This window comes from Desulfobacter sp. (assembly GCA_028768545.1).
GTDB lineage: Bacteria > Desulfobacterota > Desulfobacteria > Desulfobacterales > Desulfobacteraceae > Desulfobacter.
The window spans coordinates 3,257,832-3,284,250 of the sequence record CP054838.1 but is presented as its reverse complement, the minus strand read 5'-3'; the positions used below and the strand labels follow the sequence as shown (position 1 = coordinate 3,284,250).

General features: G+C 44.6%; 21 protein-coding genes and 3 pseudogenes. 12 read left to right on the top strand and 12 right to left on the bottom strand.

Annotation, left to right across the window (positions count from 1 at the left end):
• Positions 1 to 93 precede the first annotated feature (93 nt).
• The 3 genes and pseudogenes from HUN05_15915 to HUN05_15905 form a co-directional block, all read right to left on the bottom strand.
• Positions 94 to 1,179 (bottom strand): annotated as a pseudogene (locus tag HUN05_15915) (IS4 family transposase).
• Between the two features lie 111 nt (positions 1,180 to 1,290).
• Positions 1,291 to 2,172: a GDP-mannose 4,6-dehydratase gene (locus tag HUN05_15910; GenBank protein ID WDP86424.1), complete on the bottom strand. Its 882-nt coding sequence runs from the start codon at positions 2,170 to 2,172 to the stop codon at positions 1,291 to 1,293.
• Positions 2,169 to 3,383 carry an ISL3 family transposase gene (locus HUN05_15905; GenBank protein WDP86423.1) on the bottom strand — a complete coding sequence of 405 codons (1,215 nt, stop codon included), beginning with the start codon at positions 3,381 to 3,383 and terminating at the stop codon, positions 2,169 to 2,171. The genes HUN05_15910 and HUN05_15905 overlap by 4 nt, the downstream gene beginning before the upstream one ends.
• 588 nt (positions 3,384 to 3,971) lie before the next feature.
• On the opposite strand from HUN05_15905, the gene HUN05_15900 reads away from it, so the two are divergent.
• A complete protein-coding gene (locus tag HUN05_15900; protein WDP88099.1) occupies positions 3,972 to 5,141 on the top strand; it encodes an IS4 family transposase in 1,170 nt (389 codons plus the stop codon).
• 42 nt (positions 5,142 to 5,183) lie between these two features.
• Here the strand turns inward: HUN05_15900 and HUN05_15895 are convergent, their stop codons facing one another.
• Both HUN05_15895 and HUN05_15890 read right to left on the bottom strand, forming a co-directional pair.
• Complete coding sequence (locus HUN05_15895) at positions 5,184 to 5,573, bottom strand: hypothetical protein (protein WDP88098.1); 390 nt, start codon at positions 5,571 to 5,573, stop codon at positions 5,184 to 5,186.
• Between the two features lie 6 nt (positions 5,574 to 5,579).
• A complete protein-coding gene (locus HUN05_15890; GenBank protein WDP86422.1) occupies positions 5,580 to 6,293 on the bottom strand; it encodes an EI24 domain-containing protein in 714 nt (237 codons plus the stop codon).
• Positions 6,294 to 6,386: 93 nt separating this feature from the next.
• On the opposite strand from HUN05_15890, the gene HUN05_15885 reads away from it, so the two are divergent.
• Complete coding sequence (locus HUN05_15885) at positions 6,387 to 7,229, top strand: aminotransferase class IV (protein ID WDP86421.1); 843 nt, start codon at positions 6,387 to 6,389, stop codon at positions 7,227 to 7,229.
• Between the two features lie 20 nt (positions 7,230 to 7,249).
• Here the strand turns inward: HUN05_15885 and HUN05_15880 are convergent, their stop codons facing one another.
• Together HUN05_15880 and HUN05_15875 are read right to left on the bottom strand one after the other, a co-directional pair.
• On the bottom strand, positions 7,250 to 8,701 hold the full coding sequence (locus tag HUN05_15880) for an adenylate/guanylate cyclase domain-containing protein (GenBank protein WDP86420.1): 1,452 nt from the start codon (positions 8,699 to 8,701) through the stop codon (positions 7,250 to 7,252).
• Positions 8,702 to 8,873: 172 nt separating this feature from the next.
• Positions 8,874 to 9,383, bottom strand: coding sequence for a class I SAM-dependent methyltransferase (locus HUN05_15875; GenBank protein ID WDP86419.1), 510 nt, complete (start codon positions 9,381 to 9,383; stop codon positions 8,874 to 8,876).
• Between the two features lie 56 nt (positions 9,384 to 9,439).
• Between HUN05_15875 and HUN05_15870 the strand changes: the two genes are divergently transcribed.
• A complete protein-coding gene (locus HUN05_15870; protein WDP86418.1) occupies positions 9,440 to 10,651 on the top strand; it encodes an IS256 family transposase in 1,212 nt (403 codons plus the stop codon).
• Positions 10,652 to 10,707: 56 nt separating this feature from the next.
• On the opposite strand, the gene HUN05_15865 is transcribed toward HUN05_15870, so the two are convergent.
• Both HUN05_15865 and HUN05_15860 read right to left on the bottom strand, forming a co-directional pair.
• Positions 10,708 to 11,175: a class I SAM-dependent methyltransferase gene (locus tag HUN05_15865; protein WDP88097.1), complete on the bottom strand. Its 468-nt coding sequence runs from the start codon at positions 11,173 to 11,175 to the stop codon at positions 10,708 to 10,710.
• Positions 11,159 to 11,563: a hypothetical protein gene (locus HUN05_15860; protein WDP86417.1), complete on the bottom strand. Its 405-nt coding sequence runs from the start codon at positions 11,561 to 11,563 to the stop codon at positions 11,159 to 11,161. Before HUN05_15860 ends, HUN05_15865 begins: the two co-directional genes overlap by 17 nt.
• A gap of 213 nt (positions 11,564 to 11,776) precedes the next feature.
• Between HUN05_15860 and HUN05_15855 the strand changes: the two genes are divergently transcribed.
• Together HUN05_15855 and HUN05_15850 are read left to right on the top strand one after the other, a co-directional pair.
• Positions 11,777 to 12,946: an IS4 family transposase gene (locus tag HUN05_15855; protein WDP88096.1), complete on the top strand. Its 1,170-nt coding sequence runs from the start codon at positions 11,777 to 11,779 to the stop codon at positions 12,944 to 12,946.
• A 297-nt stretch (positions 12,947 to 13,243) separates the two neighbouring features.
• Positions 13,244 to 14,575, top strand: a complete 1,332-nt coding sequence (locus HUN05_15850) for an anaerobic C4-dicarboxylate transporter (GenBank protein ID WDP86416.1) — start codon at positions 13,244 to 13,246, stop codon at positions 14,573 to 14,575.
• A gap of 51 nt (positions 14,576 to 14,626) precedes the next feature.
• Here the strand turns inward: HUN05_15850 and HUN05_15845 are convergent, their stop codons facing one another.
• Positions 14,627 to 15,277 carry a response regulator gene (locus HUN05_15845; GenBank protein WDP86415.1) on the bottom strand — a complete coding sequence of 217 codons (651 nt, stop codon included), beginning with the start codon at positions 15,275 to 15,277 and terminating at the stop codon, positions 14,627 to 14,629.
• Positions 15,278 to 15,377: 100 nt separating this feature from the next.
• Between HUN05_15845 and HUN05_15840 the strand changes: the two genes are divergently transcribed.
• The 3 genes and pseudogenes from HUN05_15840 (at position 15,378) to HUN05_15830 (ending at position 17,425) form a co-directional block, all read left to right on the top strand.
• Entirely contained in the window at positions 15,378 to 16,088 is a 711-nt protein-coding gene (locus tag HUN05_15840) for an IS6 family transposase (GenBank protein WDP86414.1), read from the top strand.
• 40 nt (positions 16,089 to 16,128) lie between these two features.
• Positions 16,129 to 16,404, top strand: coding sequence for a response regulator (locus HUN05_15835; GenBank protein WDP86413.1), 276 nt, complete (start codon positions 16,129 to 16,131; stop codon positions 16,402 to 16,404).
• Between the two features lie 731 nt (positions 16,405 to 17,135).
• Positions 17,136 to 17,425 (top strand): annotated as a pseudogene (locus tag HUN05_15830) (hypothetical protein).
• A 3-nt stretch (positions 17,426 to 17,428) separates the two neighbouring features.
• Here the strand turns inward: HUN05_15830 and HUN05_15825 are convergent.
• Together HUN05_15825 and pepN are read right to left on the bottom strand one after the other, a co-directional pair.
• The gene (locus HUN05_15825; protein WDP86412.1) at positions 17,429 to 18,139 is read right to left on the bottom strand and encodes an IS6 family transposase; all 711 of its coding nucleotides are present in this window, start codon (positions 18,137 to 18,139) and stop codon (positions 17,429 to 17,431) included.
• 251 nt (positions 18,140 to 18,390) lie between these two features.
• Positions 18,391 to 20,997 (bottom strand): aminopeptidase N, encoded by a 2,607-nt coding sequence (gene pepN / locus HUN05_15820; protein WDP88095.1) that lies wholly within the window; start codon positions 20,995 to 20,997, stop codon positions 18,391 to 18,393.
• A gap of 493 nt (positions 20,998 to 21,490) precedes the next feature.
• Between pepN and HUN05_15815 the strand changes: the two are divergent.
• The 4 genes and pseudogenes from HUN05_15815 (at position 21,491) to HUN05_15800 (ending at position 26,394) form a co-directional block, all read left to right on the top strand.
• Positions 21,491 to 22,841 (top strand): annotated as a pseudogene (locus HUN05_15815) (UDP-glucose/GDP-mannose dehydrogenase family protein).
• Positions 22,842 to 23,077: 236 nt separating this feature from the next.
• Positions 23,078 to 23,695 (top strand): TetR/AcrR family transcriptional regulator, encoded by a 618-nt coding sequence (locus tag HUN05_15810; GenBank protein ID WDP86411.1) that lies wholly within the window; start codon positions 23,078 to 23,080, stop codon positions 23,693 to 23,695.
• Positions 23,696 to 23,819: 124 nt separating this feature from the next.
• Entirely contained in the window at positions 23,820 to 24,653 is an 834-nt protein-coding gene (locus HUN05_15805) for an SDR family oxidoreductase (GenBank protein ID WDP86410.1), read from the top strand.
• Positions 24,654 to 24,705: 52 nt separating this feature from the next.
• Entirely contained in the window at positions 24,706 to 26,394 is a 1,689-nt protein-coding gene (locus tag HUN05_15800) for a thiamine pyrophosphate-binding protein (protein WDP86409.1), read from the top strand.
• Positions 26,395 to 26,419: the final 25 nt, after the last annotated feature.

Here is a 26,419-nt window from a genome sequence, read left to right as displayed (position 1 = left end):
TGCAACAGAACCGGTTTTTGCTTGCTCAATAATTTTTTGATCTTTGACAATATTGTCCCTGTTTAAACTATGAGAGCCCTGCTCCTCGCAGCCAAACAGGTCATTTAGAATGGCGGTTCGCAGCTGCCGAACTCTTTTGATCGTGACCTTTTCATTAAACTGTTTTTGGCAATGGATTGTCAGTAACAGGTAAGTGATAAGGCCGCCAAGAATCTGAACCATAAGGCCGTATTCACTGCGGGCAATGAGATGATATACCTTCAGATGTTCTTTCCACCATTTGAAAAAATCCTCAATGGTCCACCGGAGTTTATAAATTGTTGCTATTTGTTCCGCTGTTAAATCATGCCTGTCAGTTGCCACATAGTATTTGACGCCAGCAATTTTATAGCCAACAACCCGAACAGGCCTTTTCGTCTGGTTTTGATTCGGAGTACCAAGTTTAACCAGTGCATCATAAAAAATGTAGCTGTCGGAAGGGGTCTCGTGGTTATCAATAATTGTTCTTGTTGTCCTGGTTTTTATACGGCAGACAAAATGTTTGCCTTGCTCCTGAAGCAGGTCAAATTCTTTATGGGATTGATATCCACGATCCATAACACCTGTTTGCCCCTTGGAAAGTATTTTGGGAACAAAAGTGCGTTCAGCGCCGTTGCCTTCAGTCAAAAAGATTTTGTTTGGGATTCCGTGATTAATGTCAAATCCGCAATGTACTTTGGCTTTTTTACTTCCTTTTCTGTAGTTCGCCCAGTGCATTGAAAGGACTGCATTTATGAGACTACCGTCAATGGAAACCAACTCTCCTAACTCGGCGTGTTCACCCGGATGACACTCAAGAGCCTGTTTATAAAGATCCTCAAAGATAAATTGCAGTTGTTCGAGTCCCCTGTGATTGATGGCTTCACAGAAACTACTACGGCTGATACCACCGTCTGGCGCAATATTTTCTTTAGCAAAAACATTCTCCTTGAGATCCTGAATTAAATGTCGGGCAGACTTGTGCTCCTGAAGATGGAAATAAACCAAAGCATTTATCTGGTCTTCGAATGTCATTTTTAAAGGGCGGTCTCCTCGAGATTGTAATTCCGGTGCTTTTGAAAGTGACTTTATCAGAGGGCACCTGAAATTGTCAAAGTTCAGGGACCGTAGTTGTTTTTTAGGGACTGAGATGTGCGTCATTTGAGCTCCTTGAGTTAAATTTTCAAGGCGCACAAAAATTTTTACGCACATTTGTCAACACAAAACCGACTGTTTTTTCAATGATTTTAGATGCTTTTTATATGCAACAACCTAACCGGACACTACTGAACCATAATATTCTTTATACCAGTCTACAAATTTTTTTACCCCCTGGCGCACAGACATGGCCGGTTTAAATCCAATATCTGAAATCAGTCCATCAACATCAGCCCAGGTGGCTTTGACATCTCCGGGCTGCATGGGCAGGTAATCAACCTTGGCTTTTTTACCAATGGCCTCTTCCACGGCATGAACAAAATCCATGAGCGCAACAGGCTGGTTGTTTCCGATATTATACAACTTATAGGGGACACAGCTTGAGGCAGGGCCTGGTGCTTGGGGATCCCATTCAGGATCTGGCTCGGGCGTATTTTTCATCACCCGCATCACCCCCTGGACAATATCATCAATATAGGTAAAATCCCGCTGCATTTTTCCATTGTTAAACACCTGAATGGGCTTGTCTGCCAAAATGGCGCGGGTAAAGAGAAAAAGGGCCATGTCAGGCCTTCCCCAAGGCCCGTATACGGTAAAAAACCGCAGGCCTGTGGTGGGCAGATTGTACAGATAGCTGTAAGTATGGGCCATGAGTTCATTGGCCTTTTTTGATGCCGCATAAAGGGAGACCGGATGGTCCACATTATGGTCCACTGAAAAGGGCATGGCAGTGTTCAATCCGTACACTGAACTTGAGGAGGCATAAACCAGGTGTTTGACCGATGAATGACGGCAACCTTCAAGAATATTGCCGAATCCCACCATGTTGGAATCCACGTAAGAGGCAGGATTTTCAATGCTGTACCTTACGCCTGCCTGGGCAGCCAGATTTACCACACAATCAAATTCATGGGAATCAAACAACGCTTTTATTCCCGGCCGGTCAGCCAGGTCAAGAAAATGAAACTCAAAATCCGGATAGGGTTTTAGGTTCATCCGATTAATGCGTACCTTTTATTGTGAAGGTCCAAAAGTTTCAACCTGAAAAACTCCGAATCCCTGTATCCATAAGCTTTCCGTTTCATGGTTTTTATCTTGTTATTTGTCCCTTCTAAAGGACCTGTAGATATCCTGTAATCATAGTATGAAAGGATTCTTTGCCTGTGCACAGCCAAGGTCTTGGCAAATTTCATCAACATTGGAATTTTGGAAATATTGGCCAGATTGATCCAATTGCTGACTATCTTTTCAGCTGTTTCTTTTTTCTTTTGATTCCATATTTGCCTGAGTTCCTCTTTCATGTAGTAGACTACCAATAGCGGCTGATTTATTTTCAATGCTTCTTCTAACCGTTGGGCCTCCTTCTTGTCATCACTGAGGTTTTCGGGATTTTTTAACAAAAGCCACCGGACTCCCTTCAGAAGTTTTTGTTGCCCGGTATTGGCAAGAAGGTTGTAGAGCTTTCGCCTGAAATCCGACAGTTTCTCATTGAACAATTTAACAACATGAAATCTGTCAAAGACAATTGCTGAACCAGAAAGATTTTCAATAACAGCACTCAAGTATGCCGGGGACATATCGATGCTGACGGCTTTGATTTTTGCTTTCGATATTTTCACTTTTGTCCAAAAAGATTTCAAAGCTTCACCACCTTTTCCTTCTCCCACGTGCAGAATTCTACCGGATTCCAGATCCATCACGATGGTCAAGTATTTATGCCCTTTCCCTATGGAAATTTCATCTATGGCAATCTGCCGGACTTTCTCAAGGGGGATATTTCGATAACGCCTCAGCAGGTCTTCTTTCTGGATCTGCTTTATCGTATCCCAGCTGATCCTTAAATGGATGGCAATATCTTTGATTGTCATGAACTGAGACAACTCCAAGACATACCGTTCAAAAGCCCGGGTATAGCTTTTCCCCTCCTGGGCAAAGGATAGTTTGATTTGCCGGACAAATTGACAGAACGAACACCAAATTCTCTGGATAGCCGTCCTGAGAATCACGGGTTTTGAACCTACCGGTATTGTTCTGAGATCTCTTGTCACAATCCCTTTCCTGGTGACGGACCTGGAATTACATTCCGGGCATTTTACCGCCTCCGGTTTTGGTATGAGTTCAAAAGTGATTATTCCACCGATGAAACGTGTTGTTTTATAAAAGTAGTCACGAAGGCCAAAGGCATGGTATATGAAGCTTGTGGACATTAATTCATTCTCCGATTTTGTGCGAATAACACAAAAAAATTAGAACATGATCATGTTCACACCATCATTTCAAGCATAAAAATCCTTACTGTGTTATTGCCTTCCCAGTGATGTTTCTCAGTCCAGGTACGCGATTTTCTGATGAACCGGGTTTTAGACGGTTGAGCCTTTCTTTTTTCAGGGTGATATCGTAATAGTCATTGAGGTTATCCAGGCCCCATATCCAAAATCCGTCTGTCAACCGGGGATCTTCGGTCAACAGGCGAGCGTTTCATATAAATGCTTTTTGTCGGGATCGTCGGCATCTCACGGCCCTTGACGTGTTCTTCCATAATAAAAACTCCTTACCTGGTCTTCATAAGGTTAGGTTAAAACATTAAAAAAATACGGAAAATGGTGCAGCAGTATTGGAAGATTTAGAAATTAAAACAGGAACCAGTCTTTAAATTATATAAAAAATCAGTAGTGTCCGGTTAGGTTGTTGCATATAAAAAGCATCTAAAATCATTGAAAAAACAGTCGGTTTTGTGTTGACAAATGTGCGTAAAAATTTTTGTGCGCCTTGAAAATTTAACTCAAGGAGCTCAAATGACGCACATCTCAGTCCCTAAAAAACAACTACGGTCCCTGAACTTTGACAATTTCAGGTGCCCTCTGATAAAGTCACTTTCAAAAGCACCGGAATTACAATCTCGAGGAGACCGCCCTTTAAAAATGACATTCGAAGACCAGATAAATGCTTTGGTTTATTTCCATCTTCAGGAGCACAAGTCTGCCCGACATTTAATTCAGGATCTCAAGGAGAATGTTTTTGCTAAAGAAAATATTGCGCCAGACGGTGGTATCAGCCGTAGTAGTTTCTGTGAAGCCATCAATCACAGGGGACTCGAACAACTGCAATTTATCTTTGAGGATCTTTATAAACAGGCTCTTGAGTGTCATCCGGGTGAACACGCCGAGTTAGGAGAGTTGGTTTCCATTGACGGTAGTCTCATAAATGCAGTCCTTTCAATGCACTGGGCGAACTACAGAAAAGGAAGTAAAAAAGCCAAAGTACATTGCGGATTTGACATTAATCACGGAATCCCAAACAAAATCTTTTTGACTGAAGGCAACGGCGCTGAACGCACTTTTGTTCCCAAAATACTTTCCAAGGGGCAAACAGGTGTTATGGATCGTGGATATCAATCCCATAAAGAATTTGACCTGCTTCAGGAGCAAGGCAAACATTTTGTCTGCCGTATAAAAACCAGGACAACAAGAACAATTATTGATAACCACGAGACCCCTTCCGACAGCTACATTTTTTATGATGCACTGGTTAAACTTGGTACTCCGAATCAAAACCAGACGAAAAGGCCTGTTCGGGTTGTTGGCTATAAAATTGCTGGCGTCAAATACTATGTGGCAACTGACAGGCATGATTTAACAGCGGAACAAATAGCAACAATTTATAAACTCCGGTGGACCATTGAGGATTTTTTCAAATGGTGGAAAGAACATCTGAAGGTATATCATCTCATTGCCCGCAGTGAATACGGCCTTATGGTTCAGATTCTTGGCGGCCTTATCACTTACCTGTTACTGGCAATCCATTGCCAAAAACAGTTTAATGAAAAGGTCACGATCAAAAGAGTTCGGCAGCTGCGAACCGCCATTCTAAATGACCTGTTTGGCTGCGAGGAGCAGGGCTCTCATAGTTTAAACAGGGACAATATTGTCAAAGATCAAAAAATTATTGAGCAAGCAAAAACCTAACCGGACATCACTGATAAAAAATACAACATTTGTCAAATTTTTCTATGGAAAAATCAATTGATCCAGAATCAGCCCCAAAAAACGTTCCGGGTTTAAAGCCTTTGCCGAAGAAAAAATCCACCCCAGCTGAGTCGAGCAAGACTGGCACTGTCCAACGGTCCATACATATCCTGGAAACCAGGTGAACTCATCCGAGGGTATAGAGGCCCCGACACATCCGTCTGCCCTTGAAAAACAACCGATTTCAAACACATGTCCATGGGGATTGGCAAAGGCATGGGAAAATTTCTGGGAAACCAAAATTTGAAATCCTGGCTTCGTAACTGAAAAATTACAATGTTTACACATAATAACAGGATCTAGGTCAACCTCAGGCTCGGCCATGTTTTGGGCGTGCTCAGATACTTTTTTGCAGACCAAATCCAAGACAATTTTTTCCTATCTTTCTTTGTCAATAAAATAAAGGGTCGCGCCAACCGGTGCAAAAGAGAGAAATAAAATATTAAGCCACGGGACAAGGAACAACACGCCAAAGCCCAAGTGAAAGCCGATATTTTCCTTTAAAAAAGCCACCCGCTGACTGAACGGCACCATCCGCCTTGCCGGAACAAGGTCAGTATTGTCCCAGGCCAGAAAAATGCCGGCACACAGGGATGACGCGACCAGAATCACAATGCTCAAAGGGGTGAACAGCCCAAGAACCAAAAGGACAAGCGAAATCATCACCGGTATGATGGCCCTTGGAATCTCCTGGCGGACAAGATAAATAAAGAATCCAAACCATGATCCCTGGGCAATGGGAACTTCTTTTCCCAGAATGATCCGTTCCGTAATTCTGGACATATAATCCATGATAAACACGCAAAAAAAGAGCTGGGCAATCAAATAGGAGACCACCATGGCCACAGCGGCCAGAACAAAGGAGAGCACCCAGGAGACAAAATGCCAAAGATAAATCATCCAGCCGCCCTCGGGCATCTGCCAGATCATGGACAAAATTTCATTATGCCAATAGAGCACAAGTCCTGACAGCATCAGGGTCAAAAAAAGCACAACAACAAAGCGTATCAGACCGAGCATCAGCAAAGATGGGGTCTTAAATGCCAATGCCACCCCTTTTAAATTATACCGGATCCCAGCAAGTATTCCCATTTTTTGACCTGTCAATTGAGGTTAATTATTTATTTTACACCTATATTTTTGTACTATAGAAGATATGATTTTTCAATCTTGGGGAAACGATTTATGAAAATTGTCTATGTGGACGGAAAATTTGTACCCTGGGACCAGGCGGTTATTCCGGTGGATGACTTGGCGGTTCTCAGGGGGTATGCCGTATGCGATATTATGCGGACCATTCAGGGCAGGCCATTTTTTTTTGATGAGCACATCCAGCGCCTGATCTACTCGGCCAAAAAAATAGGGCTTAAATTGCCCTGGTCTGAAACCCATATAAAAGAAATCATCCTCAAGGTATTGGAAAAAAACCCGGGCATTGACGAAGCCAACATCAGGGTTCTGATCACGGGCGGATCAAGTCCTGATTTTTTCACCCCGGGTGAGAATCCCAGGCTCATTGTTCTGGCAACCGATATTCCAAGACTGCCCGAACACTGGTATTCCAAAGGAATAAAGGTGATTTCCCATTATGAAGAACGGGCCCTTCCAGATGCCAAGGTGACCGATTATGTCTCAGCCGCACTGGCGCTGAAAAAAGCCAAAAAAGAGGGGGCGGAAGAAGCCATTTATGTCACCTCGAACCACCTGGCCCTTGAAGCCACTACCTCCAATTTATTTGCCTTTATCAACAACACTCTGGTGACCCCGGCCAAAGGGGTTTTAAAAGGAATTACCCGGAAAGCCGTACTTTCTCTGGCCCAAAATTTATTCACGGTCTGTGAGCGTCCCCTGCCCCTGTCAGAGCTTAAAAAGGCCCAGGAGGTCTTTATTACCGGAACCAACAAAGGGGTGGTGCCCGTGGTTCAGATAGACCAGACAATCATCGGAAATGGGAAACCAGGAACGAGTACCACAGCCCTGATCAAGGCAATGAATGATCATGCCCTGGCCTTTAAAACTCCCCGTTGATGATAGGATAAAACGGATTATCATATGCCCGAACAAATTGAGGGCCCGCCGTCGGAAAGACACCGGATAAGCCGGGTATTTGACATGGAAAACTCTTTATAGGAACTCTCGTTGATTTCAAGGACCATTGGACCGTTGATTTTAAACAGGGCCCTAAAAAAGTCAAAAAAATAAAACCCGGACTTTTGAGCCCATGACTCCAGACCGGTCCGGGTCCATGCTAAATCATACAGTGTGCGGGTCTCCGTTGAAATCCATGCCTCCTGCAAAAGCCCTGCAAGGTAAGCGGTTGTATGGATATGATCCAGGCTGCCGGAACTTTCCAGGCGGGAGGCAAGATCTACGGCTTCTCCTACGGCAGTAACAATTTTTCTCTTTTTACTGCCCAAAGGGCCGACCATTGCCCTGCCCTGATTCATACCGGCCCGAAATCCAAGATCCCGTCCAAGACCTTTAACCAAACTGTATACCCGCCGCTCCCTGTCAATGGGATGCCCACCTTTGAACAATTGATGGATTTCACTCAAAACCGAGGCCAGCAGCAGGGTCATCAGCATCAGCCTTTCCACAGGGCCCGGAATTTTTTCCAGGTACGGATCAAACACAGAAACATTTTGAAAAAATACGGCATCTCCAATAATATTATCCACCCGGCACGTGAATCTGCCGGCATTTTCCGCTGCAATTTCATGGCAGGCATTGAGTATGAAAAAATAATCCTTCGGGGCAAGCTGCCGGCTCAACTTGACAGAGCCGACCATATCCATGAACCCGTAGACCCCGTCGTGGACACTGACAGGCGCCATGTTAAGCTGGTCAGAGGTGACCGCGCCCACGGCCAGCAGATAGGTTTCCTGTTCTTTGAGAAGCGCGGCCTTCTCCTTTAGCCGGACCGCTGTTTTTCTCAGCCCCCTTTCTTTTCTCCAGATCATCCTGGCCGAAGACTTCCCCCTGACCCGGCCCAGATGTGCCAAAGAGGCCTTTTCTATGGAAGCGGTCAACAAATCAAGCCTTAATTTCAGGTCCTTGCCCAGAATAAAGCACCCTGACGCATCCACCAGGCCAGTATCTTCGATGGTATTAAACACGATCGCCCCATAATCCGGCACATAGGCTGAAATAAAATTTTTCGCCTGAAACCGGTCTATGATACTTGTGTCAGCAAAAAACTTTTGAAGGGGCTTAAAGCACCTCCCGTCATAGGAAGAGACATTCACCTGTTTAAAAAAAGAAGATTCAACCTGGGTTGATTTACGATCTAAATTATCAATCAACAAGATTTTTATTCCCTTGTCATAAAACTCATTGTGGTTCCGAAGGGTATAGGCTGTTATGCCGTCTTTTTTTACCCGGGTCCCCATTTCATCTGCCCTGTAAAGGTAGATTGGGGACATGCCGGTTAATCTTGCCCAATGTTTGCCTAAAAACTTCAGAAAAATCCCCCGGGCGCCCCGGCCTGAGAACTTATCCATAACCCCGCGGTCCCATTGATTGGGCGGCCGAAAATGCTTTTCCGAGGCATCGGTTCCGTATACGAGGCCGGCCTGTCTTGCCTGCATTAACTGACGGGTAAAGGACAATAAATGGGCCAGGACATTTCTTTTATGAAAAATGCCGTGGGTAAACCCGCCAATATCAGGATGTTTATCTTTCATTGTTTAAAAAAGGGGTTGAAAAATAGTGCATCTCAACCTGGCTGGATCTGGGTTTATAAAACAGATTTTGATGTTGAAATGAAACAAGGGAACCGATAAAAAAAATATGGTAAATCCTATAGGTATGTTCCTGGACAAGATCCAGGATTTTCTCTTTGTTTTTTTCCATCTTCCCAATCCAGTGGGCCAGGGTTTTAACGTAGTGGGGTCTGAAATTTTCAGCATTTAACAATTCAAATCCGCAAAAGGCTGCTGTCTCAATCAAATCCTGTTCAGGCAGTAATTGGCCCCCCGGAAACATATAGGTATTTAAAAACAAATTGGCATGACCCTTTTTGGGCTGATGTTTTGCCGTGATCGTGTGCTGCAAAAACAGGCCGCCGGGTTTGAGAGCCTCATATGCCATTTGAAAAAAAAGTCTCATATTGGCCTTTCCCACATGCTCGGACATGCCCACACAGGAAATTTTGTCAAAGGCGGTTTTTTCGAGGGCGTTCAAAATTCTGTGTCAGTTGAATGAAAGCTGATATACTCAGCTAAATAAGGAGAACTGACATGACCGAAGAAAACACCGAATTTGATTTTCAAAAAGCCCTTAAAGGCATCCAGGAAGGTAAACCCTTCACAGGTAAGGGCGGCGTCCTTACATCATTAATCAAAAATCTTGCTGAAGCTGCTCTTGAAGGAGAGTTGGAGTCCCATCTCGGGCAGGAAGTTTCTGCCAACCGCCGTAATGGAAAAAGCAAAAAGACCATTAAATCCCTGGATGGTAAATTTGAGCTGGAAACCCCGCGTGACAGGGCCGGAACCTTCTCTCCACAGATCGTCAAAAAACATCAGACAACGCTCAGCGATGAAATTGAAAGAAAGATAATAGCCCTTTACGGCCTGGGCATGAGTTATAATGATATGGCTTCCCATTTACAGGAAATCTATGGACTTGAGATTTCAAATGCCACTCTGAGCACCATTACCGATAAAATCATCCATACCGTCAAAGAATGGCAGGCCAGGCCGTTGGAAAATGTGTACCCAATCGTATGGCTTGATGCCATACATTATAAAGTACGAGAAAACGGAAAGGTCGGCAGCAAAGCCGTTTACACAATTCTTGGGGTGAATATCGAGGGCCGCAAAGAGGTTCTTGGGCTGTACATATCCGAGAATGAGGGTGCGAACTTCTGGCTGCAGGTGTTAACAGACCTTTCAAACCGAGGGGTAAAAGATATCCTGATTGCCTGTGTTGATGGTCTAAAAGGTTTTCCCGAGGCCATTGAGACCATATTCCCGGACACAGAAGTTCAACTCTGCGTAGTCCACCAGATCCGAAATTCATTGAAATACGTTGGTTCCAAAAATAAAAAGGAATTTATGGCAGATCTAAAACGTGTTTATAAAGCGGTCAATAAGGATCTGGCCGAAGAAGAACTGGATATCTTGGAAAATAAATGGAATGACAAATACCCGATTGTGATAAAATCCTGGCGGAACAACTGGGAACGCCTCAGTCATTTCTTTAAATATCCAGAAGAGATTCGACGGATAATATACACCACAAATACCATTGAGGCTGTGCATCGACAGTTTCGAAAACTGACCAAAACAAAGGGATCATTCCCGAACCAGGACAGCCTGTTAAAGCTGCTTTACATGGGGATCCAGAACGCCAGTAAAAAATGGACAATGCCGATTCAAAATTGGTCACTGACAATTTCCCAGTTAGCAATTTTCTTTGAAGGCCGGCTGGATAAAGAGCTGGGAATTTGATAGGGATTTATTTACAGATGGAAAAGATGGTTCCAGGAACTCCACTCCAGCAAAAGTCAACTCCTCCGACGTGGCTGATTGAAGGCCCATTCTCGGACCTGACTTTTACTTCCGCTGGCGCTGAGGCAGATCCGGGAACCGAAACCGTGACACAGAATTCTGAACATTCCCGTTTTTTCAAGATCCCGGTAATTTAACTCTTTGATGGTCACAAGGCCTTCAAGATTTTCCTGGGCCACCCATTGATCGGCAAATTTTTTTTGCTCGCAGCTCAAGGTAATGCCCGTCACCCTTACCCTAAATTTTTTGGCTGCATACACGGCGAAATTTCCCCACCCGCATCCCATGTCTAAAAGGTGTTCTCCTTTTTTCAACCTTAGTTTTCTGCAGATCATTTCCATTTTATTGTTCTGGGCCTGGGAGGTTGAGGCATGGGGATGGGCATAATATCCGCAGGTATAGCCCATGGTTTCACCTAAAAAAAACGCAAAAAACTCACCAGGGGCATCATAATGATATGAAATGTTTTTTTCTCCCTGGCCCGGATCCTGTCAGAAAAAAGACCATGACCCAGACTGAAAAAATGCCCTTGATACCCCTTGGCTGATCCGTACCCAGCAAACGGGTGCATACCATTTCATACAATTCTTTGATATTTCCTGATATATCAAAGTATCCCTTGATATAGGCCTGGCCCAGGGAATAGGCATCAGGAGAAAAAAGGGCATTAAAGAATCTTGAATCTTTGATAAAAAGACGGTGACGGATATCTTTGGGGGCCGTGGCCCAGGTCCGTCCTTTTGTATCAATGATTTCCAGGGGAATCATCTCCTGATTCAAGGTGTGAACAAACTTTTTCAACGCCAACTGGCGGGTTCCGGGAATGAACCTGAATAAGGATGAAAGGGTCATGGATTCTCCTTTGACGATTCCTTATGGTTACAAAGGATTTTGAGAACAAGCGAAAATCAGATATTTTGTATTATATAAAATCCATCAGTAGTGTCCGGTTAGGTTGTTGCATATAAAAAGCATCTAAAATCATTGAAAAAACAGTCTGTTTTGTGTTGACAAATGTGCGTAAAAATTTTTGTGCGCCTTGAAAATTTAACTCAAGGAGCTCAAATGACGCACATCTCAGTCCCTAAAAAACAACTACGGTCCCTGAACTTTGACAATTTCAGGTGCCCTCTGATAAAGTCACTTTCAAAAGCACCGGAATTACAATCTCGAGGAGACCGCCCTTTAAAAATGACATTCGAAGACCAGATAAATGCTTTGGTTTATTTCCATCTTCAGGAGCACAAGTCTGCCCGACATTTAATTCAGGATCTCAAGGAGAATGTTTTTGCTAAAGAAAATATTGCGCCAGACGGTGGTATCAGCCGTAGTAGTTTCTGTGAAGCCATCAATCACAGGGGACTCGAACAACTGCAATTTATCTTTGAGGATCTTTATAAACAGGCTCTTGAGTGTCATCCGGGTGAACACGCCGAGTTAGGAGAGTTGGTTTCCATTGACGGTAGTCTCATAAATGCAGTCCTTTCAATGCACTGGGCGAACTACAGAAAAGGAAGTAAAAAAGCCAAAGTACATTGCGGATTTGACATTAATCACGGAATCCCAAACAAAATCTTTTTGACTGAAGGCAACGGCGCTGAACGCACTTTTGTTCCCAAAATACTTTCCAAGGGGCAAACAGGTGTTATGGATCGTGGATATCAATCCCATAAAGAATTTGACCTGCTTCAGGAGCAAGGCAAACATTTTGTCTGCCGTATAAAAACCAGGACAACAAGAACAATTATTGATAACCACGAGACCCCTTCCGACAGCTACATTTTTTATGATGCACTGGTTAAACTTGGTACTCCGAATCAAAACCAGACGAAAAGGCCTGTTCGGGTTGTTGGCTATAAAATTGCTGGCGTCAAATACTATGTGGCAACTGACAGGCATGATTTAACAGCGGAACAAATAGCAACAATTTATAAACTCCGGTGGACCATTGAGGATTTTTTCAAATGGTGGAAAGAACATCTGAAGGTATATCATCTCATTGCCCGCAGTGAATACGGCCTTATGGTTCAGATTCTTGGCGGCCTTATCACTTACCTGTTACTGGCAATCCATTGCCAAAAACAGTTTAATGAAAAGGTCACGATCAAAAGAGTTCGGCAGCTGCGAACCGCCATTCTAAATGACCTGTTTGGCTGCGAGGAGCAGGGCTCTCATAGTTCAAACAGGGACAATATTGTCAAAGATCAAAAAATTATTGAGCAAGCAAAAACCTAACCGGACATCACTGAAAATCCATGAAAAAACTAAAGAAAAATTTAAATTTCTTGAAAAAAGTTCTGGCCATCGGCCTGGCCGCTGATTTTCTCGGTAAAACTTTAGGATATCATTTCTGAGTAAACCCAAATCGCTCCTTTTTTTTCCGTAACCAAAATGAACAAAATAAACGCAAAAAATTAAAAACTCATTAATTTCACAAGGTTTACCCGTTTTCACAATTTCTCTATCATGGTTTTAAATGTCCGATGATAGGGACATAGGGATTAACCAATAATTTACACAGGAGTATTGATTATGCTGTATATCCAATTTTTATTTTTGCTGTTAATGCTGTATATGGGCTCCCGGTACGGAAGTATCGGTCTTGGGGTAGTCTCAGGAATCGGCCTGGCCGTTGAAGTGTTTGTATTTCAGATGCCCCCGACCTCTCCGCCCATTACGGTCATGCTCATCATCATGGCCGTGGTGACCTGCGCCTCCATTTTAGAGGCTGCCGGCGGCTTAAAATACATGCTCCAGCTGGCAGAACGAGTCCTGAGATCCAACCCTAAGATGGTATCCCTTCTTGGACCTTTGGTGACCTATATCATGACCTTTATGCTGGGCACAGGCCATGCCGTATATTCGGTCATGCCCATTATCGGGGATGTGGCCCTTAAAAACAACATCCGGCCGGAACGTCCCATGGCCGCAGCCTCGGTTGCTTCCCAGATGGGCATTACCGCAAGCCCCATTTCAGCGGCAGTGGTCTATTATCTCTCCCAGCTTACGGACATCAATGCCAATATTACCTTGTTCACCATTTTGGGCGTGACCATTCCTGCAACCCTTGCCGGGGTTGTTGCAATGTCCCTTTACAGCATGCGGCGGGGAGCCGAACTCAAAGATGACCCGGATTACCTCAAGCGGATGGAAGACCCCGACTGGAGAAAAAAAATAGAACAGACCACGGCCACCACATTGAACGATACCCTTCCCAGGTCAGCCCGCCAGTCCGTGATTCTTTTTGTCCTGGCCCTGATCACCATTGTGGTCATTGCCATGTTTCCTGAAATCAGGACCATCGGCGATAGCACCAAGGCCATCAAGATGTCGGTCATTATCCAGATGATGATGCTGGCCTTTGGCGGTCTGATTCTTCTGGTCACCAAAACCAATGCCGCCAAAGTGCCTGAAGGTGTGGTATTCAAATCAGGCATGGTAGCTGCCATTGCCATCTTTGGTATTGCCTGGATGAGCGACACCTACTTCAAATTTGCCCTGCCCAGTTTCAAGGCCGGTATTATTGAAATGGTACAAAATTATCCCTGGACCTTTGCCCTGGCCATGTTCACTGTTTCTGTGGTGGTCAACAGCCAGGCTGCCACCTGCAGGATGATGCTTCCTGTGGCCCTTGGCATGGGACTATCGCCCGCCCTTGTCATCGGTATCATGCCGTCATGCTACGGATATTTTTTCATTCCCAATTATCCTTCGGATATTGCCACCTGCAACTTTGACGTTACCGGCACCACAAAGATCGGCAAATACTACTTTAACCACAGTTTTATGGTTCCCGGACTCATCGGGGTCATCATTGCCTGCTGCGTGGGGTATACTCTGGCACAAATGTTCATCGGAGCATAATCTGAACATAAAAATCACAGGTGCGGGGATTTTACCTTGAAAGAAACTCAGTCATATTTCACCAGGCGCCCGTGGAAAATACCGTCGTTCAGGACGCCCCACACTGCCGTAAATCACATCCGCCCGCAGCTGGCCCGTGGTAATCATATATTCCAGGTACCGCCGGGCTGTGGAACGGCTCGCTCCGATCCCTTCTCCAACCTCTTCGGCACTAAACCCATCGTCCCCCACCGTGTCAAACACCTGATTCACCTTTTTTAAAGTCAGCGCATCAATGCCCTTGGGCATGCTGTCAGGTCCGGCATCAGTCTTAGCAAGACCGGGGCGGTTAAGTTCATCAATATCCTTCTGGGCCAGAACATCGCCCTGATTTAAAAGCTGGCGATAGCTAAGAAACCTGACCAATGCCTGTTCGAACCGTAAAAAAACCACAGGTTTTACCAAATAGTCAAAGGCTCCGGCACGAAGGGCCTGATCAACATCTTTCACATGCCTTGCCGCCGTGATCAGAATCACATCAACGGCACGCCCCTGCCCTCTCAACTCCAAAAGCACCTCCATGCCGTTGCCGTCAGGCATATAAAGGTCCAAAAGGATCAGATCCGGAGCCAGCAAAACCACAAGTTCTCTGGTCTGCTCCAAGTTCTGTGCAATACCCACCACTTCAAACCCGGACACCTTGTCAACAAAAAACCGATGCATCTCAGCAATCCGTGTATCATCCTCAACGGTTCTGTTGCAAAAAATTATTAATGTCTGATACAAGTCCGTTTTGGCACTAATTTATTTGCAGAGAGATAGTATGAAAAATGAAAACCCTTTCAAGTGGCGTCATTATGAAAAAGAAATCATCCTGTTGAATGTTCGCTGGTATCTGAGATATCAACTGAGTTACAGGAATCTGGAAGAGATGATGCAAGAACGGAGCTTGTCTGTGGATCACAGTACCATTTACCGATGGGTTCAGCGCTATGCTCCTGAAATGGAAAAGCGAAGCAGGAAGTATCTGCGGCAATCAAATGATTCTTACCGTATTGATGAAACATATATCAAGGTGCGGGGGAAAATGAAGTATCTTTACCGAGCGGTCGATTCCCGTGGAAATACCATCGATTTTCTTCTTCGCAGCAGACGTAATATGGAATCTGCCAAACGATTTTTTAAAAAGATGCTGCGAGCTTCCAATAGCTCCAGACCTCGGGTTCTGAGTGTTGACGGAAATCCTGCATATCCTCCGGCAGTAAAGGCTTTGAAAGAAAAAAAGCTTCTGAATAAGGACTGTATCCTAAGACAGAATAAATATCTGAACAATATTATTGAGCAAGACCACCGGTTTATCAAAAAGCTTGTCAGAGCTGGTATGGGGTTCAAGACATTTCATTCTGCCTGGCGGACGCTAAAAGGCTATGAAATTATGAACATGATCAGAAAAGGACAAGTTAAAAATATCAGGAAGGGAGAAATTTTAAAGCAGAAAGAATTCGTCGAAAATCTGTTTTCTTATGCTGCGTAAATTTTACGCCTGAACGATCTCTTTGTCCTGGAAATATTTTTTGCAACAGAACCGTTTAGACTATATTCTGCCCGGAAAATTAAACGGTATGGATGTATATCACCATCTCAGAAAAAAGGACCCTTTAATCCCCATTCTTTTTATTTCCGGCAATATTGAATTTTTGGAATCCATTAAACGTTTAAAACAAAAAGACCAGTGTATTGATCATTTGTCAAAACCCTGCATGAATTTAGACTATATCAATTCCATCAGCCAGTTGCTGGCAAAACAAAAAAGCAAACCTGTTCAACACCCCCATCCTCCCCCGCGTTAAATACTCCCAAGGTCAAGGGGGTGATAAATTGAATACGGCTATGGGCTGGATTTTTCGAAATGGTCATGGACAATTTTTTTGTGTTTGATACCCAATTAAGAAATCTGTTTTGAATACAGCCTGAACGGAAAAGGCGTTATTCAGATACAAGTAAAGTATCGGCCAAGTGACAAAGGATTTTAGAATCTCTTTTAAAAATCAGAATTTTGATTTTAGTTCAAGGGCTAAAGCTGTCGTATTTTACCGCTTTGATCCTTACTGAACATGATAGACCTCTATTCTCCATGTGGGTTGCTGGACGCGATTGTTAGAAGGTGGCATGCAACCCATCAGCGTTGATGTATCATAAAAATATTTCTCCCATATCTGGGGACAGTATCCTGTCATCACACCCTCTGACCAGGATGCCTAGGAACCCAGGATCAAAATTTAAATCTTGACACTACTTACGAACGCATGTTAGCTGAACACTTGTTCAGTTAACTGTACCAATGGATAAGGAAGTGGATTATCAACAATTTTCCCACATACCGGGGACCGCTTCTTTATTATATTTTCAAAGTTCTTTTTTTTTATATGAAACGCCAATTGCAATCACAAGCGTTTCATTCTTTGTTGTGGCCAGGAATAAATACCAGGCCCCGGCCAGTTTCTGCCCTTTAGGGTATGCCGATTATACGAACAAGGCAATCCTATTGAATATAAAACCAAACTCTTATGAGGAGGGAAAAATGACCGTATCTGAACCGGAAATTAAAAACCTTGAAAAAATAGCCAGGAAGACCCGAAAGGATATTGTGAATGTGACTCAATGGGCAGGCGGTGCCCATATCGGGGGGGGTTGAGCATGGTGGAAATTTTGGTCCTTCTTTATTATCAGTATATGGATATTGATCCGGCAAACCCGGACAAGCCGGACAGAGATCGGTTTGTCCTGAGCAAGGGGCATGGCGGCATCGGGTATGCCCCGGGGTTCTGTTGCAAAAAATATTTCCAGGACAAAGAGATCGTTCAGGCGTAAAATTTACGCAGCATAAGAAAACAGATTTTCGACGAATTCTTTCTGCTTTAAAATTTCTCCCTTCCTGATATTTTTAACTTGTCCTTTTCTGATCATGTTCATAATTTCATAGCCTTTTAGCGTCCGCCAGGCAGAATGAAATGTCTTGAACCCCATACCAGCTCTGACAAGCTTTTTGATAAACCGTTGGTCTTGCTCAATAATATTGTTCAGATATTTATTCTGTCTTAGGATACAGTCCTTATTCAGAAGCTTTTTTTCTTTCAAAGCCTTTACTGCCGGAGGATATGCAGGATTTCCGTCAACACTCAGAACCCGAGGTCTGGAGCTATTGGAAGCTCGCAGCATCTTTTTAAAAAATCGTTTGGCAGATTCCATATTACGTCTGCTGCGAAGAAGAAAATCGATGGTATTTCCACGGGAATCGACCGCTCGGTAAAGATACTTCATTTTCCCCCGCACCTTGATATATGTTTCATCAATACGGTAAGAATCATTTGATTGCCGCAGATACTTCCTGCTTCGCTTTTCCATTTCAGGAGCATAGCGCTGAACCCATCGGTAAATGGTACTGTGATCCACAGACAAGCTCCGTTCTTGCATCATCTCTTCCAGATTCCTGTAACTCAGTTGATATCTCAGATACCAGCGAACATTCAACAGGATGATTTCTTTTTCATAATGACGCCACTTGAAAGGGTTTTCATTTTTCATACTATCTCTCTGCAAATAAATTAGTGCCAAAACGGACTTGTATCAGACATTAATAATTTTTTGCAACAGAACCCAAAAACCTAACCGGACATCACTGATTATGGTTAGAAAACCGGGGGATTTTCATCCCCCGGTGTGTTTAATGTGTGATCCTTTTTGATATGAAACCCCAACACGATACGGCCATCATACGCGTTTGATTTTTCGGTGTCCCCAGCTCCGACCGGTTTCTGGTCTTTAGGGTATGCCGCTTATTCCAAAGTTCTGGATATGATTTCGTAAAGGTTTTTTGACAGGTTCTGGGACGAGCCAATGGTTTCCAGGGTTTTTTTCATCATTTCCTGCCGGGGTTGATCATATTTTTTCCATAGATTAAAACAGGATGCCAGGCGGGCTGCCACCTGATGGTTGATCTTGTCCAATTCAAGAATATGGTCGCAGATCAATTGATACCCTCGTCCGTCTCGCCTGTGAAAATGAATGGGGTTTTGCATGGCAAAGGCATAAATAAGGGCCCGGACCTTGTTGGGGTTGGTCATGGAAAAGGCCTTGTGCCGGGTTAATGACTGAACCTGTTCCAGGGTGTCTTTTAATGGAGAGATTGCCTGTGCGCCAAACCATTTGTCCAGGACCAGAGGATGATGTTTCCATTTTTCGTAAAAGGTCATGCAGGCACGGTCCCTGGTTTCTTCATCCATACGGGTGAGAACGGTGAATGCCATAAATTCATCGGTCATGTTTTGAGCCGTGTCAAACTGGGTTTGCACCAGGGTCTGGCTGGTTTGATCGTTCAGACTCCCAAGATAGGAAAGGCAGATGTTTTTCAGACTCCGGTCGGCCATGGCTGTATGGGAGATATCCCGGGGCTCGCTTTTTGAACAATTTTTAAAGGTGTCCATCAAAAGCGAATGAACCTGGCGGGCCAACTCCTGTTTTAAAAATGTCCTTGCCTGGTGAATGGCTGTAACATCAATGATTTCAAAATGATCTTTGATTTCCGTTTCTCGTGGAAGGGCCAGGGCCTTGGCCAGAAAAGCTTTATCTTGATCTGTATTGCCAAGAGCGTTTGAAAAGGCCTGAACAAGGATGGGGCTTAAGGCCAGGTCTTTTTTGTTCTCAATGGCAGCCACCAGGGATTTGATCTCTTTGATAAACAGGGTCTGGGCAGCATCCCATTGATTGAATTCATCTGTGTCCCGGGCCATGAGAAAGGCTAAATCCTGGTCTGTAAAGTCGGTTGACAAGCGGATGGGGGCTGAAAACTGCCTGAACACCGATGGAAAACTGATCTCGTCCATGTTTTCAAAGACAAAGGTCTCTTTGGAAGATTTTAATTCCTTCATCATTGTTTTTTGGATTGTTTCGCCTTTTGAATTGATGAGGTCCATGAGAATGGGGATATGAAGGGGAGATTTTTCTGTCTGGTTCCGGTCAGGCAAGGTGGACTGGGTAAAGGTCAGGCTTAAGGTCTTTTTTGTTGGATCATAATCTCTTTCCATGGTTACCCGGGGGGTACCTGACTGGGTATACCAGAGTTTAAACTGGGTCAGATCCCTTTGGGACACCTCGGCCATGACATCTAAAAAATCTTCAATGGTCACAGCCTTTCCGTCAAATTTTTCAAAATATAAATCCATTCCCCGGGCAAACCCCTCTTTTCCCAGGAGCTGATAGATCATTCTCACCACTTCAGCCCCTTTTTCATAGACGGTCATGGTGTAAAAATTGTCCATCTTGATATAGGCGTCCGGCCTTACCGGGTGGGTCATGGGGCCTGAATCTTCAGGGAACTGGGCTGCCCGGAGATTTTTTACATCCTGGATTCGTTTGACCGGCCTTGAATTCATATCTGAAGAAAATTCCTGGTCCCTGAACACGGTAAGCCCTTCTTTAAGACTGAGCTGAAACCAGTTTTTTAAGGTGACCCGGTTGCCGGTCCAATTGTGGAAATACTCATGGGCAATGACCCCCTGAATCCCCATGAAATCATCGTCTGTGGCGGTTAAGGGATCTGCCAGCACATACTTGGCATTAAAGATATTCAGCCCTTTGTTTTCCATGGCTCCGGCATTAAAATCATTGATGGCCACAATTTGGTAAAGATCCAGGTCATATTCGAGTTTAAACCGGTCTTCATCCCATTTCATGGCCTGTTTGAGGCTGGTCATGGCGTGTCCGCACTGGTCGATGTTTTCTTTTTCCGAATAGATTCTAAGGTCAATGGACCGCCCGGATCGGGTGGTGAATTCGTCCTGGAGCAGGGCAAGATCGCCTGCCACAATAGCAAAAAGATAAGAGGGCTTTTTATGGGGATCTTTCCAGGTGACAAAGTGCCGGTTATTTTCAAGATCCCCTGAAGCGATCGGGTTGCCGTTTGACAACAAAACAGGGAAACGGGTTTTATCCGCCACAATGGTGGTGGAAAATCTGGCCATGACATCCGGCCGGTCCGGGTATGGGGTGATTTTTCTAAATCCCTGGGCTTCACACTGGGTGCAGATGATCTTGCCTGACTGGTAGAGGCCTTCAAGGGAGGTGTTGGCTGCAGGATTCAGAATAGAACTAATTTCAAGTTCAAAGACTTCAGGGGTCCGAGCAAGTTTAAAATACTGGTCATCTACCTCGTACTCTCCGGGCAGAAGCACCATCCCGTTGGCAACCACCGAGGTGATTTCATAGTCAGCTTTGTTCAATACCAGGGTGAGCTCTTTGTTTGCCATCCCAGGTTTTTTTCTGAGTTTCAAGATTGAGGTCACCCGGGTGTGATCCTCTTCAATGTCAAATTTAAGGTCGACATGGTCGACGATAAATTCAAACGGCCTATAGTCTTTGAGATATTTGGTCTGATGTATAGTCATAATCATTAAAAAATAAAACCATCTGCCAAACTTGTCAATTGCAGATAAAAATAACAAGGATAAATAAAAGAATAAATTTTTTGTTCGATTCAAATATCGGTCTTGATCGACTCAAATTATGATTTGACAATGAATTCATATTGCTTCACCCAAAAAATAGGACCCGTTAAATCATTGTATTTTGGCTCGGTTTATAAATTGCAGACAGATTTGATTCCTCAAAATATTGCATATATTTATCAGGTTAAAATTTATCCCTGCCTTGAATTCAAACCAACATTTTAATTATAATGAACGTTCATAAAATTTAAGCCCTTTGTTTTACGCTTTTCCCAGTGGTTGTAAAAAGGGGCGGATTGACAAAAAATGTTGCCCTGGACTATTATGGCGGTCTTAGCAGAGAGTGTTGACAAGGGCTGAACATATCCATAGAAGAATTTGACCCAATAAATACAAAAATAAATAGATTAATCAAGAGGCGGTAAATACAAGAATGAAACTGACCATTATCGGTACCGGCTATGTCGGGCTTGTTACCGGGGCATGCTTTTCTGAAATGGGAAGCCATGTCACCTGTGTGGACATTGACAAAGAAAAAATTGAAAATTTGAAAAAAGGGATACTGCCCATTTACGAGCCCGGGCTTGAGCCCATTGTTCTGGATAACTATAAAGAGGGCACTTTGAAGTTTACCACCAGCCTGAAAGAGGCTGCCAAGGACTGCAATCTGTTTTTTATTGCCGTTGGTACCCCGCCGGGTGAGGATGGATCCGCAGATCTAAAATATGTGCTTGAGGTTGCAAGACAAATCGGCCGGGTCATCTCTGAATACGCCGTGGTGGTGGACAAATCCACTGTACCCGTGGGCACTGCCGATAAGGTCAATGCGGTTATTTGTGAGGCGCTTGAGGCCAGGGGGGAAGATATCCCCTTTGATGTGGTCTCAAACCCGGAGTTTTTAAAAGAAGGGGCTGCGGTCAATGATTTTTTAAAACCGGACCGGATTATTGTGGGCGCTGATTCTGACCCGGCTGCCAAGATCATGAAACGCTTGTATGCACCCTTTTCCAGAAATCGTGACAAGATTATTTTGATGAATGTCAGGGATGCGGAAATGACCAAATATGCAGCCAATTCAATGCTGGCAACCAAGATTTCTTTTATGAATGAGATTGCCAATCTTTGTGAAAAACTTGGGGTGGATGTTGAAAATGTCAGAAAAGGCATTGGTTCAGACTCCAGGATCGGGTTTTCCTTTATCTATCCGGGATGCGGTTATGGGGGGTCTTGTTTTTCCCAGGATGTCAAGGCTTTGGTAAAAACCAGCAAGGATATCGGATTCAATGCTGTTCTCCTTGAATTGGTTGAGCGCAGAAACAATCTTCAAAAAACAGGTGCTGGGCACCAAGATCATCCAACGGTTTGGCAAAGATCTTTCCAACAGGGTCTTTGGCGTATGGGGGCTTGCCTTTAAGCCTGGAACCGATGATATGCGTGAGGCCTCATCCTTGGTTCTCATAAAAACCCTGGCAAAATCAGGTGCCATGATCAGGGCCTATGATCCGGTGGCCATGGACCAGGCCCGAAAAGAAATTTCAAAGGAGTTCAAAGACCAGGTGGTGTTTGTTTCAGATCCCTATCAGGCCCTGGAAGAGTCAGATGCCTGTATTCTGGTCACTGAATGGAAAACATTCCGTCAGCCGGATTTTAAAAAAATGAAGATACTGATGAAGTCTCCTGTTATTTTTGACGGCAGAAATCAATATGATCCAGAAGAAATGGAAGAGACAGGGTTTGAATACCATGGCATTGGCAGGGAAGCAGGTCTGATCATGGATACCTGATCATAACCTTGTCATTTGAACGGAAAAAAGGCTGTCTTTTTTTAAGACAGCCTTTTTTTATGCCATTTTGAGGTCCGCCAGGACATTGCCCAACGAAGAGATTTTTTAAACCATCCCGGGGGGGGTAAAAATAATTAAGGGATGGGTATGATTTTTCTTGACAGTTAAAACATTAGAATGCGATTCGATAATCGAAACATATTTTAGAATTAATGTTCAGGAGATAGGTCAATGGGGTGAAAGAGCGGCGAAAACTTGAAAAACAGATGCGGCGGACCCAAATTCTGGATGCAGCCAGAAAGCTGCTTTTTTCCCAGGGTATTGAAAAGGTGTCCATCAGCAAAATTTCAAAGGAAGCTGAACTGGGGGTGGGCACCATCTATTTTCATTATAAAAATAAAGAAGAAATCTTTATCGCTCTTCAGCAGGAGGGGCTTTCCATTTTATTTTCCATTGTCAGTCAGGCTGCCCAAGCCAATCTTGATCCTGATGAAAAACTGCGCCACATTGCTCAAGTTTATTATGATTTTTACCAGACCCATTCTGAATATTATAATATTATCAATTATTTTCTTTCGTCCACCAAAGTTTTTTTTAAACCTGATTTAAAACAAAAGGTAGACCTTGCAGGCGGAAAAATTTTGACCTTGATCCAGAGTATTCTTGAAACCGGTAACCAAACCGTTTTTTTTATGGAAAGGGACCCTGCCAAGTTTTCTGTCATGTTCCTGGGAACCATCCATGGCCTGGTCCAGTTTAGGAAACTTGAACATACCACCCTTGGCAAGGAGCAGCACAAAACAATTTATGAGTACAGCGTGGAAAAACTTATCCAGTCCATAGTCTGGGAATAACCGGCATGCCCTAAAGGGCAGAAACTGGCCGGTCCATGGCAGTTGCTTGTGAGTGCAATGGAAAATAAAGCTCGTATGATTGCAAGATTTTGGCTGGATCTTATATCAAATTTTAGGAGGACAAATGAAATCATTGGAAAATAAAGTTGCTTTGGTCACAGGATCCGGGAAAAAAACAGGCATTGGATATGCAATGGCTGAAAAGTTCGCCTCACTCGGGGCCCATGTCATTATCGCGGATTTCGGCACGGCCAAAACATTTGATGCTGATGTGGGGACCTCCACTTCTGACGAAATGGACACCATTGCCCGGGAGCTGGCATCCCAGTACAAGGTCAGGACTCTGGCCGTGAACCTGGATGTGACAGACACAGCCCTTGTCGAATCCATGGCCAAGACCGTATCTGACGAATTTGGGTGTGTGGATATCCTGTGCAACAATGCAGGCGCGACGTTTGGGGTGCCCAATGGGGTGCACACCTATGACGAGCAGGCCTGGATAAAAACGGTAGATGTCAATCTTCACGGTGTATTCCGTGTATCCAAAGCCATTGTTCCTTTGATGCAGGAAAAAGGAGGGGCCATTGTCAATACCGCATCACGGGCAGGCAAGGTGCCGCCTTTGTTCAACGGGGCCTATGCCGTATCAAAGGCCGGGGTGATCATGCTCACCAAGGTCATGGCCAAGGAGTTGTCAGGACTTAAGATTCGGGTTAATGCCATCTGTCCTGGCCAAATCATGACGGATCTTGAAAAATGGCGGTTCGGTCTTGAAGCCCAGTTTCTCAACACCAGTGTGGAAGAACAGGAAGAAAAAATGTCAGCCTCCATTCCTTTAGGACGGATTGGCAGTCCGGCCGAGGTGGCAGACATGGCTGTGTTTCTGGCTTCAGATGCCTCTTCCTATGTCACAGGACAGGCATTGAACATCTGCGGCGGACAGCTCATGGAACTTTAGACTAAGAAATGATGTGTTAGCCAAATTAAATTTTATATTATAAGGAGCTATTATGGAAACCATTACCGGCGCAGAATTGGCTGCCAAGGCATTAGCCGACAGAAAGATCGATTATATTTTTTCTTTGAGCGGGGGACATATCACTCCGATTTACCAGCATCTTGAAGACACTGAGGTTAAAATATTTGATACCCGCCACGAACAGTCTGCTCTGTTCATGGCAGAGGCCTACGGCAAACTGACCCGAAAAGCGGGCGTGGCCATGGTCACGGCAGGCCCTGGGTTCACCAATGCCCTGACAGGCGTGGCGTCTGCACATTTTTCCAATACCCCTCTGGTACTCATTGCCGGGTGCGTGGGCCTGGACAATAAGGAAAGGCTTGATCTTCAGGACATGCCCCAGTCGTCTGTGATTCAACCCATGGTTAAAAAGGCTCTGGTCTGCATGAAGGCAGAACGGGTGAATGAATATGTGGACATGGCCTTCAGGATTGCCGAAAGCGGTCGGCCGGGCCCGGTATATCTTGAGTTCCCCATTGATGTGCTGAACACTCCTGTGGACAAGGCTGCCGTGCGTCAGACCCGTACAGTGGTCACCTCTAATCCTTCGGATCCGGGCAAGGCCGGGGCCTTAATGGAGATGATCAAAGGGGCGAAAAATCCTGTGGTCATTGCAGGCACAGGCGCATGGCAGGCCCATGCCGAAGAAGAGCTTAAAACCTTTATTGAGACCAGCGGAATTCCTTTGTTCACAAATCTTTCAGGCCGGGGAATTTTGTCAGATGAGCATCCTCTTTGTTTTGAAGGGGCCCTGGCCATCCGTCCCGGCGGCGGGTTTGCCGCCTACCTTGAAACCGATTTGGTCATTATTCTAGGCAGCCGGATTTGTCTGTATTATTTGTTCGGGGATATATTTAATCCGGAAGCCAAGATTGCCCAGGTGGATATCCAGCCCGACGAAATCGGAAGAAACAGGACAGTGGATCTGCCTGTGGTTTCCGATGTGAAAGGCTTTTTGAGCAATTGCAATGCCTTGCTCGCTGAAAATGATCAAGGGTTTAAAGAACAATTTTCCCCTTGGATTGAAAAATTGAACAAAGCCCATGAAGAGGGCAAGTCCCTGTCCAAAAATGACTGGGAATCTGACAATATTCCTGTCCATCCCATGCGCCTGGCCCAGGAGATCAACCAGTTTATGAACAGAGAGGATGATATTGTTGTGGCCGACGGCGGGGATACCACCACCTGGCTGGGCATGACCCGCACCCTTAAAACCGGGGGGACTTATCTGGATTACGGTATTTTCGGCTCTCTTGCCGTGGGCCTTCCCTATGCCAATGCAGCAAAGCTTTTAAATCCGGATAAACGGGTCTGTCTGATGACCGGTGACGGATCCGTGGGATTTAACTTCATGGAATTTGAAACCGCCATTCGCAAGAATCAGCCCATCGTCGTGGTTATTTCCAACGATCTTGGCTGGGGCATGATCCGTCATTCCCAGGAGATTCGCATCGGCCATGCCATTGAAGGCGGCACCTTTATCGGCAAGGTGGATTACCATAAAATGGTTGAAGCCATTGGCGGAAAAGGGTATCTGGTTGAAGATCCCAAGGATATCAGACCGGCATTGGAAGATGCCTTTGCCTCTGGCAAGGTCTGCTGCATCAATGTAATGACAGATCCCACAACCGTGAGCCCGGCCTCCATGGCCCTGGCCAATGTCGGCGCGTATAAAGCCTAATGAGTTAACACTTCAAAGCAGCCTT

Excerpts from the sequence above, each read along its gene's own strand:
- pepN (WDP88095.1), bottom strand. The coding sequence starts at position 20,997 with ATGACTATACATCAGACCAAATATCTCAAAGACTATAGGCCGTTTGAA.
- HUN05_15885 (WDP86421.1), top strand. The coding sequence starts at position 6,387 with ATGAAAATTGTCTATGTGGACGGAAAATTTGTACCCTGGGACCAGGCG.
- HUN05_15880 (WDP86420.1), bottom strand. The coding sequence starts at position 8,701 with ATGGATAAGTTCTCAGGCCGGGGCGCCCGGGGGATTTTTCTGAAGTTT.
- HUN05_15905 (WDP86423.1), bottom strand. The coding sequence starts at position 3,383 with ATGTCCACAAGCTTCATATACCATGCCTTTGGCCTTCGTGACTACTTT.
- HUN05_15825 (WDP86412.1), bottom strand. The coding sequence starts at position 18,139 with ATGAAAAATGAAAACCCTTTCAAGTGGCGTCATTATGAAAAAGAAATC.
- HUN05_15910 (WDP86424.1), bottom strand. The coding sequence starts at position 2,172 with ATGAACCTAAAACCCTATCCGGATTTTGAGTTTCATTTTCTTGACCTG.
- HUN05_15860 (WDP86417.1), bottom strand. The coding sequence starts at position 11,563 with ATGACCCTTTCATCCTTATTCAGGTTCATTCCCGGAACCCGCCAGTTG.
- HUN05_15855 (WDP88096.1), top strand. The coding sequence starts at position 11,777 with ATGACGCACATCTCAGTCCCTAAAAAACAACTACGGTCCCTGAACTTT.
- HUN05_15805 (WDP86410.1), top strand. The coding sequence starts at position 23,820 with ATGAAATCATTGGAAAATAAAGTTGCTTTGGTCACAGGATCCGGGAAA.
- HUN05_15870 (WDP86418.1), top strand. The coding sequence starts at position 9,440 with ATGACCGAAGAAAACACCGAATTTGATTTTCAAAAAGCCCTTAAAGGC.
- HUN05_15890 (WDP86422.1), bottom strand. The coding sequence starts at position 6,293 with ATGGGAATACTTGCTGGGATCCGGTATAATTTAAAAGGGGTGGCATTG.
- HUN05_15900 (WDP88099.1), top strand. The coding sequence starts at position 3,972 with ATGACGCACATCTCAGTCCCTAAAAAACAACTACGGTCCCTGAACTTT.
- HUN05_15840 (WDP86414.1), top strand. The coding sequence starts at position 15,378 with ATGAAAAATGAAAACCCTTTCAAGTGGCGTCATTATGAAAAAGAAATC.
- HUN05_15850 (WDP86416.1), top strand. The coding sequence starts at position 13,244 with ATGCTGTATATCCAATTTTTATTTTTGCTGTTAATGCTGTATATGGGC.
- HUN05_15800 (WDP86409.1), top strand. The coding sequence starts at position 24,706 with ATGGAAACCATTACCGGCGCAGAATTGGCTGCCAAGGCATTAGCCGAC.
- HUN05_15845 (WDP86415.1), bottom strand. The coding sequence starts at position 15,277 with ATGCATCGGTTTTTTGTTGACAAGGTGTCCGGGTTTGAAGTGGTGGGT.